This window comes from Actinomadura napierensis, assembly GCF_039529375.1.
GTDB classification, from domain to species: Bacteria; Actinomycetota; Actinomycetes; order Streptosporangiales; family Streptosporangiaceae; genus Spirillospora; species Spirillospora napierensis.
Genome location: NZ_BAAAMR010000181.1, coordinates 1 through 12599, shown reverse-complemented (window position 1 = coordinate 12599; position 12599 = coordinate 1). Strand labels below are relative to the sequence as shown.

The 12599-nt window shown below is 72.6% G+C and carries 12 protein-coding genes and 2 tRNA genes; 1 reads left to right on the top strand and 13 read right to left on the bottom strand.

The genetic code is table 11. The annotated features are described in order from the left end of the window. Window position 1: 1 nt before the first annotated feature. From ABD296_RS47020 to ABD296_RS46990, 7 genes are all read right to left on the bottom strand, one after another. Window positions 2-74: transfer RNA gene (locus tag ABD296_RS47020), tRNA-Ala, on the bottom strand. An 807-nt stretch (window positions 75-881) separates the two neighbouring features. Next, window positions 882-1112 carry a hypothetical protein gene (locus ABD296_RS47015; protein ID WP_344284184.1) on the bottom strand — a complete coding sequence of 77 codons (231 nt, stop codon included), beginning with the start codon at window positions 1110-1112 and terminating at the stop codon, window positions 882-884. Between the two features lie 241 nt (window positions 1113-1353). Continuing rightward, a tRNA-Ala gene (locus ABD296_RS47010) sits at window positions 1354-1426 on the bottom strand. 80 nt (window positions 1427-1506) lie between these two features. Continuing rightward, entirely contained in the window at window positions 1507-2169 is a 663-nt protein-coding gene (locus ABD296_RS47005) for a histidine phosphatase family protein (protein WP_344284181.1), read from the bottom strand. Next, window positions 2162-2575 carry a ribosome silencing factor gene (gene rsfS, locus ABD296_RS47000; RefSeq protein WP_344284178.1) on the bottom strand — a complete coding sequence of 138 codons (414 nt, stop codon included), beginning with the start codon at window positions 2573-2575 and terminating at the stop codon, window positions 2162-2164. Before rsfS ends, ABD296_RS47005 begins: the two co-directional genes overlap by 8 nt. A gap of 162 nt (window positions 2576-2737) precedes the next feature. After that, the gene (gene nadD / locus ABD296_RS46995; RefSeq protein ID WP_344284175.1) at window positions 2738-3340 is read right to left on the bottom strand and encodes a nicotinate-nucleotide adenylyltransferase; all 603 of its coding nucleotides are present in this window, start codon (window positions 3338-3340) and stop codon (window positions 2738-2740) included. A 56-nt stretch (window positions 3341-3396) separates the two neighbouring features. Further along, window positions 3397-4683, bottom strand: a complete 1287-nt coding sequence (locus tag ABD296_RS46990; protein ID WP_344284172.1) for a phenylacetate--CoA ligase family protein — start codon at window positions 4681-4683, stop codon at window positions 3397-3399. A gap of 90 nt (window positions 4684-4773) precedes the next feature. Between ABD296_RS46990 and ABD296_RS46985 the strand changes: the two genes are divergently transcribed. Continuing rightward, complete coding sequence (locus tag ABD296_RS46985) at window positions 4774-5790, top strand: M48 family metallopeptidase (RefSeq protein WP_344284169.1); 1017 nt, start codon at window positions 4774-4776, stop codon at window positions 5788-5790. A gap of 58 nt (window positions 5791-5848) precedes the next feature. Here the strand turns inward: ABD296_RS46985 and ABD296_RS46980 are convergent, their stop codons facing one another. The 6 genes from ABD296_RS46980 to rplU all read right to left on the bottom strand — a co-directional run bounded on the left by ABD296_RS46980 (window position 5849) and on the right by rplU (window position 12183). Continuing rightward, on the bottom strand, window positions 5849-7606 hold the full coding sequence (locus ABD296_RS46980; RefSeq protein WP_344284166.1) for a TIGR03767 family metallophosphoesterase: 1758 nt from the start codon (window positions 7604-7606) through the stop codon (window positions 5849-5851). Between the two features lie 70 nt (window positions 7607-7676). Then, a complete protein-coding gene (locus tag ABD296_RS46975) occupies window positions 7677-8933 on the bottom strand; it encodes a glutamate-5-semialdehyde dehydrogenase (protein WP_344284163.1) in 1257 nt (418 codons plus the stop codon). 10 nt (window positions 8934-8943) lie between these two features. Beyond that, window positions 8944-10056 (bottom strand): glutamate 5-kinase, encoded by a 1113-nt coding sequence (gene proB, locus ABD296_RS46970; RefSeq protein ID WP_344284160.1) that lies wholly within the window; start codon window positions 10054-10056, stop codon window positions 8944-8946. 32 nt (window positions 10057-10088) lie between these two features. Continuing rightward, a complete protein-coding gene (obgE, locus tag ABD296_RS46965) occupies window positions 10089-11486 on the bottom strand; it encodes a GTPase ObgE (protein WP_344284157.1) in 1398 nt (465 codons plus the stop codon). A gap of 110 nt (window positions 11487-11596) precedes the next feature. Next, window positions 11597-11854 carry a 50S ribosomal protein L27 gene (rpmA, locus tag ABD296_RS46960; RefSeq protein WP_151544591.1) on the bottom strand — a complete coding sequence of 86 codons (258 nt, stop codon included), beginning with the start codon at window positions 11852-11854 and terminating at the stop codon, window positions 11597-11599. Window positions 11855-11868: 14 nt separating this feature from the next. Further along, complete coding sequence (gene rplU, locus ABD296_RS46955) at window positions 11869-12183, bottom strand: 50S ribosomal protein L21 (RefSeq protein WP_344284149.1); 315 nt, start codon at window positions 12181-12183, stop codon at window positions 11869-11871. Between the last annotated feature and the right edge of the window lie 416 nt (window positions 12184-12599).

The following is a 12599-nucleotide window of genomic DNA, read 5'->3' as shown; positions in this document are numbered from 1 at the left end:
GTGGAGCTATGGGGATTCGAACCCCAGACCTCCTCCATGCCATGGAGGCGCGCTACCAACTGCGCCATAGCCCCGCGGTTGAGGAAAAGCTTAGTGCACGTTGGGAGCAGTTCGGACGCCGCGGGCCACGGAGGAGCACCTCCGTGGCCCGCGGTGGGCGTTACTGCTTCGACTTGAAGACGTACCGGCGGTCGTTCATGGTCGGGACGTAGACGGTGACGCTTTTCGGCCACCCGATGGGCAGGCCGAGGAGGTTGTACTCCTGCGGCTTCTGCGCGGACTCGGCGGAGGCGTCGGCGGGCGGCCGCCGCGGGCCGGGGGGGGGGGGGGCCCGCCGCCGGCGCCCTGCGGGTGGCGGCGGGCGCCTGCGCGCCGCCGGTGGCGGGCGCCTGCTCCTTGCCGCCGGTGTTCGCCGAGCACAGGACCTTGCCGAGGTCCGGGCTGCTCGGGAGGAGCTTCAGTACCGACAGGACGGCGACGGCCTTGGCGCAGTCGGCGTTGTCCGCGGGCGTCGAGGTGGTCGTGTTGGCCGCGGGGTCGGGCGGCGGTGCCGCCTGGGCCGACGCGGGGACCGCGACGGCCACGACCGAGGCCGCCGCCAGCGCGGTGGGCAGCAGCCTTCTTCCGGAGATCCGGCTTCGCATAGGTACAACCCTCATCTCGATCACATCGCCACTACGTGGCGTGTTCCCGCGTGATCGATGCGGCGAAGCGCGGCCCGGGGAAAGGTAGCCGCCGCCATGGCCAAGGCTTTGCGGTCGCCGCCGGACGGGCATCGTCCGGGTACCCACGCAGCGCCTCATTCCAAGAGAAGACCCCCTGGTGCCCGCATCCCTCCCAACCATGGGTAGATCGCCGCGAACACCCCGCACTCCGGCATGTCAGGTCCAGCCGAGGCGGTCGCCGACCTCGTCCGGCGCGTATCCGCGCTGTCCCGCCTCGCCGATCCAGACCATCCCGTCGGCCTCGGTCACGGCGCCGACGACGTGCTCCTGCGGCATCCGCGGCTGGATCGCCAGCCGCACCTCCAGCCGCGGATCGAACCGGCGCAGCTCGTCGATGAGGTCGGCCACGGTGAGCTCGCGCTTCGCTCCCCTGCGGTGTCTGCCCATACCCCGCATGAAACCATCCCCGCCCCACCGCCCAGACCATTCGTCCCACGATGTCCGTTTAACCTTTACCCACCCACCCGCAGCCCAAAGGGGGCAAGGGGCGAAGCCCCAAAAAGCGCGAAGCGCGCAGGGGGCGTGGGGGCGAAGCCCCCACATCGGGGGTCCGGGGGTCGCCCCCCGGGAAAAAAGACGAGGAGAGGCGGCCCGCGCTTTCCGCGGGCACACCTCTCCGATCTCCGAGTGGAGCTATGGGGATTCGAACCCCAGACCTCCTCCATGCCATGGAGGCGCGCTACCAACTGCGCCATAGCCCCGCGCGACTGCGTGGACGTTCATCCCGCAGCGCTCCGCCAGTGTATAGGACGGCGGGGGTGGGTCTCGAATCGTTTGGGCGTCAGGCTCCGTTGTCGGTGCGGTCGTCGCCGAGGACGGGTTCGGGGAGGGTGCCGGCGTTGTGCTCGGCGAGGCGCCAGCCGCCGTCGCGCATCTCGGTGATGACGGACCAGCAGCAGTTGGACAGGCCGCCGAGGCGTTCCCAGACCTCTTCGGGGAGGCCGAGGAGGTGGGACATGCCGAGGCGGAGGGCGGCGCCGTGGGAGGCGACGACGAGCCTGCCGGTGGGGGGCAGTTCGTCGAGGGCGCGTTCGAGGGCGGCGCCGACGCGCTTGGCGACCTGGGCGCTGGTCTCGCCGCCGGGCGGCTGCCAGGCGGCGTGCTCGGCGGGATAGCGCTCGCGGATCTCGCGGGCGGTGAGGCCCTCCCAGGCGCCGCCGTCGCGCTCGATCAGGTCCTTGTCGTACTGGACGGGGAGTCCGGTGACGTCGGCGAGGGCCTGGGCGGTGTCGGCGGCTCTGCGCAGCGGTGAGGCGAGCAGGGCGGTGGGGCGGAGCCCGGCGAGGAGCCGGGCCGCGCGCTGCGCCTGGGCCGCGCCGGTGTCGTCCAGCGGGATGTCGGTCTTGCCCTGGAAGCGGCGTTCGACGTTCCAGGCGGTCTGCCCGTGCCGCCAGAGCAGGAGGGTGCGCTTGCCCGGCTCGCGGGCGGGGCGGGCGTCACTCACTCGTGCTCCCGACGGCACGGGCGCGCTGCCGCATGTGGGCGTTGACGCCGTCGGGCAGGGCGATGAGGGGGCAGTCCTTCCAGAGCCGCTCGAGGGCGTAGAAGAGCCGGTCCTCCTCGTGCTGGATGTGCACGATGACGTCGGCGTAGTCGAGCAGGACCCAGCGTCCCTCGCGCTCGCCCTCGCGGCGGACGGGCTTGGCGCCGGCCTCTTCGCGCAGGCGCTTTTCGACCTCGTCGACGATGGCCCGGACCTGCCGGTCGTTGGGCGCCGAGCAGAGCACGAACGCGTCGGTGATGACGAGCTGCTCGCTCACGTCGTAGGCAAGAATGTCGTCGGCCAGCTTGTCGCCCGCCGCCTCGGCGGCGATCCGGACGAGCTGCGCCGCCCTGTCGGATGCGGTCACGATGCGCTCGCGATCCTCCCTGTAGGGGTCGTCTCGGCTAACACCTTCTCACGGGTGGCGGCCGGCGGCCCTGTTCGTCGGTGTGCGGGCCGGTACGGGCGTCCAGCCCCCTGTTCCAGGGTATGCGGCGCTCCGAGACGATCGTCCGCGCGAAGATCCAGCTCAGGCGGCATCTGCGCGGTAGAGGTCGCGCTTGTTGATGTACTGGACGATGCCGTCCGGCACGAGGTACCAGATCGGTTCGCCGGAGTGGACGCGCTCGCGGCATTCGGTGGAGGAGATCGACAGGGCGGGGACCTCCATGAGGGAGACGCGCCCGTCGGGCAGGCCGGGGTCGGCGAGGCGGTGCCCGGGCCGGGTGACGCCGACGAAGTGCGCGAGTTCGAACAGCTCTTCGGTGTCGTGCCAGGTGAGCATCTTCTCCAGGGCGTCGGCGCCGGTGATGAAGAACAGCTCGGCGTCGGGGCCGTGGATCTCCCGCATGTCGCGCAGGGTGTCGACGGTGTAGGTGGGGCCGGGGCGGTCGACGTCGACGCGGCTGACCGAGAACCGCGGGTTGGACGCGGTGGCGATGACGGCCATGAGGTAGCGGTCCTCGGCGGCGGTGACCGTGCGGCCCTCCTTGTGGGAGGACAGGCCGGTCGGGACGAACACCACCTCGTCGAGGGAGTAGAAGTGGGCGACCTCGCTGGCGGCCACGAGGTGGCCGTGGTGGATCGGGTCGAACGTCCCGCCCATGATCCCCAACCGGCGCTTTTGCGTCATGGCGACGAGAATAGCCAGCCGGGCCGGCGCCCGGAACGTCCGGCCCCCGCCCGGCGTCAGGTCAGGCCGGGCAGCGGCGGGCGGCCGTCCTCCCAGGCCACCACGCGGACGGCCTTGCCGACCTCCACCCTGGGGACGGCGCCCTCGGGGAGGGTGAACACCTCGGCGCTGAGGCCGAGCGCCTCGTGCAGCTCGTGCGCGAGGCGCTCGCGGGGGTCGCCGGAGAGGGCCTCGCAGGCGACGAGGAGCCGGACGGCGGGGCTGCGGCGGTCCACGACGAGCTGGTAGTGCGGGCGGACGAGCCCGGACCCGAGCAGCACCCGTTCGACCTCGCTCGGGTACACGTTGACGCCGCGGACCACGATCATGTCGTCGGCGCGCCCGATGACCTTGCTCATCCGGACGAGGGTCCGGCCGCAGGGGCACTCGCCGCGGGTGAGCGAGGCGATGTCGCCGGTCCGGTAGCGCAGCAGCGGCAGCGCCTGCTTGGTCGGGGTGGTGAAGACGAGTTCGCCGGGCATACCGTCCTCGACGGGGTCGCCGGTGGAGGGGTCGACGGCCTCGACGATGAAGTGGTCCTCGTTGACGTGCAGGCTGTCCTGCTGGAGGCATTCGGTGGCGACGCCGGGGCCGATGACCTCGGAGAGCCCGTAGATGTCCATCGCCTTGATCGGCAGGACGGCCTCGATCGCGGCGCGCAGTTCCGCCGACCACGGTTCGGCGCCGAACAGCCCGGCTTTCAGCGCCGGCAGTTCGACTCCGGCCTCGGCGACGGCTTCTCCGAGCCGCAGCGCGTAGGCGGGGGTGCAGGTCAGGATGTCGGCGCGGAGGTCGGCGAGCATCCGGACCTGCCGGTCGGTCATCCCGCCCGACATCGGCACGACGGTCGCGCCGAGCGCGACGGCGCCCTGGTGGATGCCAATGCCGCCGGTGAACAGCCCGTACCCGTATGCGTTGTGCACGATGCTGCCCGGCGACGCGCCCGCGCACGCTAGCGACCGCGCGCACATCGACGCCCACAGGTCGAGGTCGGCCTTGGTGTAGGCGACGAGCGTGGGCCGGCCGCGCGTCCCGCTGGACCCGTGCACGGCGGCGACCTGGTCGCGCGGGACGTTGAGCATGCCGAACGGATAGTTGTCCCACAAGTCCTGCTTGGTGGTGAACGGGAGGCGCCGAAGGTCGGCGAGCATGACGTCCGCCCCACCGCCGACACCGGCCTCTTTCAGCCGCCGCCCCTGCACGCCGTCCGCCGCGATGAGCCGGTCGACCAGCCCCCACAACCGGTGCCGCTGCAGCGCGGCCCGCTCGTCGGTCGGCATCGCCTCGGCATGGGGATCGAACACGCGCGCCTCCCGGGCAGGCCACAGCCGGACGCGGGCTCCGCACCGGGGAACCCTGCGGCAAAGTGGTTCGTCGGAACTACCATGCCAGACATGACGGAGAACACACCGGATCGGGCACGGACGCGCTTTCCCGGGATCAGTTCCCGGGCCTACGAACACCCGGCGGACCGTTCGGCGCTGGTCGCGCTGCGCTCGCTGTCCGGGTTCGACGTCGTCCTGCGCAAGCTGTCGGGGCTGGTCAACGAGCGGTCGCTGCGGCTGATGTTCCTCGGCGGGACGGTCCGCGTCGGCGACGACCAGTTCCACCACCTGAACGACATGGTGCGGGACGCCTGCTACATCCTGGACATGCCGGAGGTCCCGGAGGTCTACGTCCGGCAGGACCCGACGCCGAACGCGATGGCGCTCGGCTCCGACCACCCGTTCATCGTGGTCAACACCGGGCTGCTCGACCTGCTCGACGACGAGGAGCTGCGGTTCGTCATCGGGCACGAGGTCGGGCACATCCTGTCCGGGCACGCGGTGTACCAGACGATGATGCAGATCCTGCTGCAGCTCGGGTCGCGGCTGGCGTGGCTGCCGCTCGGCAACATCGGCATCGCGGCGATCATCATCGGGCTGCGCGAGTGGTTCCGGAAGGCGGAGCTGTCGTCGGACCGGGCGGGCCTGCTGGCGGGCCAGGACCTGGACGCGGCGAAGCGGGTCAACATGAAGCTGGCCGGCGGGACGCGGCTGCACGAGATGAGCAGCGAGGCGTTCCTGCAGCAGGCCCGCGAGTACGACGCGGCCGGCGACGTGCGGGACGGGCTGCTGAAGTTCCTGAACCTGCTCGGCCAGTCGCACCCGTTCGCGGTCATCCGGTTCGCGGAGATCGACCGGTGGGCGCGCAGCGGCGAGTACGAGCGGATCATGGCGGGCGACTACCCGCGCCGCGACGACGACGGGAACGCGTCGGTCAGCGACGGGATCAAGGAGGCGGCGCGCTCGTACCGGGAATCGTGGGAGCGGACCGCGGACCCGTTCGTCGGCAAGGTCCGCGACATGGCGGACGCGGCGGCGAACGCGGCGGGCGGCCTGTTCGACCGGTTCAACCGCCGGGACAACTAGCCGCACCGGAAGAGACGAGGGCCGCCGTGACACGGACACGGCGGCCCTTTTCCGTGCGTCAGAACGGGGCGGGGACGAGCAGTTCGACGTTGCGGTCGGCGGCCTCGCCGCGGCGGTTCTCGGCGCGGTCCTGCCAGTCGTTGCCCGCCAGCTCGCGCGACAGCGACGCCAGGTGGACGGGGTCGGCGAGGCGCCCGCCGTAGGAGGCGGGGCCGGCGGAGTCGAGGATGGTCGCGAAGACCGACAGGGTGCCGTCGCGGTTGTCGGCGAGCTCGACGATGCGGCTCTGCTGCGGGAAGTCGATGTGCGCGGCCGTGTTGACCTCCCAGAACCCGCCGCCGGACGTGCGGGCGTGCGGGATCACCTGGTTGCGGTGCGTGTGCCCGTTCACCCACAGCACGACGTTCGGGTAGCGCAGCAGCAGCGCCTCCACGTCGTCGCCGAGGACGCGCCCGCCGCCGAGGGGGTTCGTCAGCGAGGCGATGGGGTGGTGGCTGAACAGGACGAACAGCCGGTCCTTCGCGGTGTGCCGGACGGTCGAGCCGCCGGCGGCGAGGTAACGGCTGCTGCCCGCCTTGAGCTGCGCTTCGAGCCACGCGAACTGCGCCTTGTCGAGGGAGCCCTCGGAGTAGCCGTTCGGGTTGACGGTGTCGAGGACGAGCCCGCGGACGATGCCCCGGTCGAAGGCGTAGTAGGCCGTCCCGTCCCGGAGGTTGGCCTGGGTGAAGCCGTGGCCGCGCAGGGACGCCGACGTGCGGAAGTGCTCGGCGACGACGTCGGCGCGCGACAGCATCCGCCGGTTCGGGTCGGGGGTGACCTGGCGGAACAGGCCGCCCGCTCCCCCCTGCTCGCGGCTGAGCCGGACGAGTTCGGCGGCGTCGGCCTTCTCCATCATCCGGGCGAGGCGCTGTGCCTGCGCGTCGTCCGCCGGGGCGCCGATCTTGATGCCGCCGGTGGCGAGGCCGGAGACGAGCGGGTTGACCGGCAGGTTGCCCTGGATGAGGCCGTCGTGGTTGCCGAACGCGGCGAGCCACGGCATGGTCAGGCCCGTCGCGGCGAAGGGCCGGCGCGCGGCGTCGATCAGGCCCTTGACGTGCGGGAAGCCGTACTTGGCCATGGGGATGTCGGGCTGGGCGCCGGGCGGCGGGCCGTCGGGGTGCCAGAAGGCGCGGTCGTAGGACGCGTGGTCCATGACGCCCTCGTAGCGGTTCGGGTCGCCGGAGTCGGGGCGGATCCGGCCGCCGTCGAGCAGGTCGATGATCCAGCGCAGCTCGTTGTACTGGACGTTGTCGGCGGCGTCGCCGGTGTTGATGGTGAACGACAGGCCGAGCCCGGTGGCCGGGCCGCGCCCGACCGTGTTGACCGCGCGGACCATCGCCTCGGCGACCTGGGTGGTGAGGATCTCCTGCGGCCGGTAGGCGCCCTCGACGGGCAGCATGCTGACGGCGTCCTTGAGCCGGTCGGCGAACTCGACGCGCGCCGGGGACTGCGCGTCGACGATGTGCACGTCGGTGAGCTGCCCGAACGCCAGGACGCCGCGCCGCGTGGCGGCCCGCTTCGGGGCGGCGGTGCCGCCGAGGTCGCGGCGGAGCAGGTGCGGCTCGCCCGGCCCGGCCGTCACGGGCCGGTAGCCGCCGGCGCCCGGCTTCCCGAGCACGTAGGTGCGGTCGAGGGTGGTGCCGGTGGCGGGGCCGCGCAGCGGGGGCGCCGCGGCGGCGGCCGGGCGCGCGGGGAACGCGGCGAGTCCGGTGGTGGCGATCCCCGCGCCGAGGGCGGCGCCCTTCAGGACGCGGCGTCGGCTGATCTCAGGATTCACACGCCGAATCAGACCATGCCCACCAACGTGACATCAAGGGTCACAGTGTCACAATCCGGCGCCCGTCCGGTCAGCCGCGGGTGTGGCCCTCGCCCGTGACGACGTACTTGGTCGAGGTCAGCTCCGGCAGCCCCATCGGGCCGCGCGCGTGCAGCTTCTGCGTCGAGATGCCGATCTCCGCGCCGAACCCGAACTCCTCGCCGTCGGTGAACCGCGTCGAGGCGTTCACCATCACCGCGGCCGAGTCGACCAGCGCGACGAACCGCTTCGCGGCCGGCTGCGACGCGGTCACGATCGCCTCGGTGTGGCCGGAGCCGTACCTGCGGATGTGCGCGACGGCGTCCTCCAGGGAGTCGACGACGCGGCCGGCGATGTCCAGCGACAGGTACTCGGCGAACCAGTCGTCCTCGGTCGCCTCCACCACGTCGTCGCCGTACGAGCGGATCCGCTCGTCGCCGTGCACGGTGACACCGGCCTTCTTCAGTGCTTCAAGCGCGCGCGGGACGAACGTGTCGGCGATGTCGGCGTGCACCAGGAACGTCTCGGCGGCGTTGCACACCGATGGGCGCTGCGTCTTGGCGTTCAGCAGGATGTCGACGGCCATGTCCACGTCGGCGGCGGCGTCCACGTAGACGGCGCAGTTCCCGACGCCCGTCTCGATCACCGGGACGGTCGACTCCTCCACCACCGAGTTGATGAGCGACGCGCCGCCGCGCGGGATCAGCACGTCCACCAGCCCGCGCGCGCGCATCAGATGCTTCACCGACTCGCGGGACGTGCCCGGGACGAGCTGCACCGCGTCCGACGGCACCTCGGTCCCGGCCAGCGCCGCCTGCATCACCTGCACCAGCACCGTGTTGGAGTCGTGCGCGGACGACGAGCCGCGCAGCATCGCCACGTTCCCGCTCTTCAGGCAGAGCGCGGCGGCGTCCACCGTCACGTTCGGCCGGCCCTCGTAGATGATCCCGACCACGCCGAGCGGCACCCGGATCTGCCGCAGCTCCAGCCCGTTCGGCAGCACGCTCCCGCGCACCGACTCCCCCACCGGGTCGGGCAGCACCGCGACCTTGCGCACCGCGTCGGCGATCTTCCCGATGCGGCCCTCGTCCAGGCTCAGCCGGTCGATCATGTACTCGGACGTGCCGTTCTCACGGGCCCGCGCGACGTCGGCCTCGTTCGCCTTGACGATCTCGGGGACCGACGCGACCAGCGCGTCCGCGATCGCGTGCAGCGCCGCGTCCTTGACCGCCCGCGGCAGCGGCGCCAGCCCGGACGCCGCCTCCCGGGCGCGCCGCGCCACCATCAGGAACTGCTCGCGCTCGCTCATCGCGAACTCCTCACTGCTCGGTCAGGACCACCAGGTGGTCGCGGTGGATGATCTCCCGCTCGTACTCGGCGCCCAGCTCGCGCGCCAGCCAGCGGGTCGAGCGCCCCATCAGCTCGGGGATCTCGGACGCGTCATAGTGCACCAGGCCGCGCGCCACGACCCGGCCGCCGGGATCGCACAGGTCGACGGGATCCCCGGCCGCGAAGTCGCCCTCGACGCCCGTCACACCGGCGGGCAGCAGCGACTTGCGGCGCAGCACCACCGCGTCCACGGCGCCCGCGTCCAGCGTGAGGCGGCCCTGGCCCGTGGTGGCGTGCGCGAGCCACAGGTCGCGGGTGGACAGCCGGCGGCCGTCCGCCGGGTGGAACAACGTGCCCACCTCGTCGCCCGCGAGCGCGTGCGCGGCGGACGCGGCGTTCGTCAGCACCACCGGGATCCCCGCGATCCGGGCCGCCTCGACCTTGGTGACCATCCCCCCGGTGCCGACCCGCCCGGACCCGCCCAGCTCGACCTCCGCGAGGTCGCCGGGGCCGTGCACGTCGGTGATGCGGCGGACGCCGGGACGGCGCGGGTCGCCGGTGTAGAGGGCGTCCACGTCCGAGAGCAGGACCAGCGCGTCCGCGCGGATCAGATGCGCCACCAGCGCGGCGAGCCGGTCGTTATCGCCGAATCGGATCTCGTCGGTCGCGACGGTGTCGTTCTCGTTCACGATCGGCAGGATCCCGAGCGTGATCAGCTGCTCCAGCGTGCGCTGCGCGTTGCGGTGGTGGGTGCGGCGGATCATGTCGTCGGCGGTGAGCAGCACCTGCCCGACCGTCGCCCCGTACCGGGCGAACGAGGAGGTGTAGCGGGCGAACAGCAGCCCCTGCCCGACGCTCGCCGCGGCCTGCTGCGTCGCCAGGTCGCGGGGCCGGCGGGTCAGCCCGAGCGGGCCGAGCCCCGCCGCGATCGCGCCGGACGACACGAACACGATCTCCGCGCCCTCGGCGCGGCGCGCGGCGAGCACGTCCACCAGCGCGTCGATGCGGTTCGCGTCGATCGCGCCCTGCGGGGTGGTCAGCGACGACGACCCGGCCTTCACCACGATCCGGCGGGCCTTCGCGATCGCCTCGCGCGCGCTCATGGACGCCTCTCTCCTCGGGGGGGTTCTACGGTCTAGTAGTGGCCGTCCAAACGGCGGTCGGTGCCGCGCGGGCCGAGCCCGGCCGCACCGGCGGGGATCTCCGGCTCCCAGTCGAACACGATCGAGTCGTCGGGCGTGCCGATCAGCACGGTCGCGCCGGCGCTCGCCCCGGCCTCGGTCAGCGCGTCCTCCACGCCGAGCCGCGCCAGCCGGTCGGCGAGGTACCCGACGGCCTCCTCGTTGGCGAAGTCGGTCTGCCGCAGCCACCGCACCGGCTTCGCGCCGGTGATCAGGAAGGTGTTGTCGCCGAGGTCCCGCACCTCGAAGTCGACGTCGCCGCGGACCGGCTCCGGCCGGATCACGATCCGGGTCGGCTCCGCCGGCGGCAGCGACGCGCGGAACTCGGCGACCATCGCCGCCATCGCGAACGACAGCTCCCGCAGCCCCTCGTGCGAGGCCGCCGACACCTCGAACACCTTCAGCCCGCGCTTCTCGAACTCGGGACGGACCAGCTCGGCGAGGTCGCGGGCGTCCGGGACGTCCACCTTGTTCAGCACCACGATGCGGGGGCGGTCCGACAGCGGCCGGTCGCCGAGGACCCGGTCGTAGGCCTGGAGCTCGCGCTCGATGACCTCGAAGTCGCTGACGGGGTCGCGCCCGGGCTCGGGCGTCGCGCAGTCCAGCACGTGCGCGAGCGTCGAGGACCGCTCGATGTGCCGGAGGAACTCGAGGCCCAGGCCGCGGCCCTCGCTGGCGCCCTCGATCAGCCCCGGCACGTCCGCGACGGTGAACGTGGTGTCCCCCGCCGAGACCACGCCGAGGTTCGGGACCAGGGTGGTGAACGGGTAGTCGGCGATCTTCGGCTTGGCCGCCGACAGCGCCGCGATCAGCGACGACTTCCCGGCGCTCGGGAAGCCGACGAGCGCGACGTCCGCGACGCTCTTCAGCTCCAGCACCACGTCGTGCTCCTCGCCCGGCTCGCCGAGCAGCGCGAACCCGGGCGCCTTGCGCTTGGCCGACGCCAGCGCCGCGTTGCCGAGGCCGCCCTGCCCGCCGCGCGCGATGACGAAGCGGGTGCCCTCGCCGACCAGGTCGGCGAGGATCGCGTCGCCCTCCTTCACCACGGTGCCGTCGGGGACGGGCAGGACCACGTCCGCGCCGTCCGCGCCCGTCCGGTGCCCGCCCTGGCCGGGACGCCCGTTCGCCGCCTTGCGGTGCGGGCGCCGGTGGTACTCCAGCAGGCTCGCCGCGTTGGAGTCGACGACCAGCACGACGCTGCCGCCGCGCCCGCCGTTCGCGCCGTCGGGGCCGCCCAGCGGCTTGAACTTCTCCCGGTGGACCGACGCGCAGCCGTTGCCGCCCGCGCCCGCAGCGACGTGCAGCACCACCCGGTCGACGAACTGCGCGCCCGAACCCGCTCCTGCGGCCACGGTGGTTCCTCCTCGCTGTCGGCCCATGAACAGGGCATCGGCCCATGAACAGGGCAAAGGGGCGGACCACAACCGGTCCGCCCCTCTGGAAAACGTCTAACGCAGGCGGACTACTCCGCCGGCGGGACGATGCTCACGGCGTTGCGGCCGCGGTACCGGCCGAACTGCACCGCGCCCGCGACCAGCGCGAACAGCGTGTCGTCGCCGCCGCGGCCGACGCCCGGGCCGGGGTGGAAGTGGGTGCCGCGCTGGCGCACGATGATCTCGCCGGCGTTGACGACCTGGCCGCCGAACCGCTTGACGCCGAGCCGCTGGGCGTTGGAGTCGCGACCGTTACGGCTGGACGATGCGCCCTTCTTGTGTGCCATCTGTCCGCTCTCCCTTACTTCCCGGAGCCGATGCCGGTGATCTTGACCTCGGTGTACGGCTGACGGTGCCCCATCCGCCGCTTGTACCCGGTCTTGTTCCGGTAGTGCATGATGTTGATCTTCGGGCCCTTGACCGCGCCGAGGATCTCGGCGGTCACCTCGTACCCGGCGAGGTCGGCCGCCTTGCTGACGACGTTGTCACCGTCCACGACCAGCAGGGCCTGAAGCTTGACGGTCGAGCCGACGTCGCCGGCCAGCTTGTCGACGGTCAGCACGTCGTCGACGGCGACCTTCTCCTGCCGGCCGCCTGCGCGGACAATCGCGTACACCGCGGAAACCTCTCGTCTGCGCGCGCTTCCGGACTGAACCGGTCCCGCGCGTGGCTTACACCAGCCCCCGGATGAGGGCCTACCCCCGGCACCGGGCCGAGGGCGGCACGCCGGGGCGGACCCCTGACGCTCTCTGCTCGACCTCACCGGATCGGCGAGGTGCGCACCGGACGGGCCCCGACGGGGCTCGCGGCACTTGTATCGGGCGACGCGTCGTTGAACGCGCCGACCTCCGAGTGTACTGGACTCCTCGACCCCAACGCGAACCTGCGCCGGCCCGGGGCCTCCCCCGGGCCGGCGCGGGGTCACTCGCTGTCGGCCTGCGCCGCCGCGCGGCGGCGGGTGCGGCGCCGGCGCGGGGCCTCCTCGTCGGCGGACGCCGCCTCGGGACCGGCTCCGTCGGCCTCGGCGGCCGC

Coding starts and splice junctions, on each gene's coding strand:
- ABD296_RS46975 (WP_344284163.1), bottom strand. CDS start 8,933: ATGAGCGAGCGCGAGCAGTTCCTGATGGTGGCGCGGCGCGCCCGGGAG.
- nadD (WP_344284175.1), bottom strand. CDS start 3,340: ATGACGCAAAAGCGCCGGTTGGGGATCATGGGCGGGACGTTCGACCCG.
- ABD296_RS47015 (WP_344284184.1), bottom strand. CDS start 1,112: ATGGGCAGACACCGCAGGGGAGCGAAGCGCGAGCTCACCGTGGCCGAC.
- rpmA (WP_151544591.1), bottom strand. CDS start 11,854: ATGGCACACAAGAAGGGCGCATCGTCCAGCCGTAACGGTCGCGACTCC.
- ABD296_RS46985 (WP_344284169.1), top strand. CDS start 4,774: ATGACGGAGAACACACCGGATCGGGCACGGACGCGCTTTCCCGGGATC.
- proB (WP_344284160.1), bottom strand. CDS start 10,056: ATGAGCGCGCGCGAGGCGATCGCGAAGGCCCGCCGGATCGTGGTGAAG.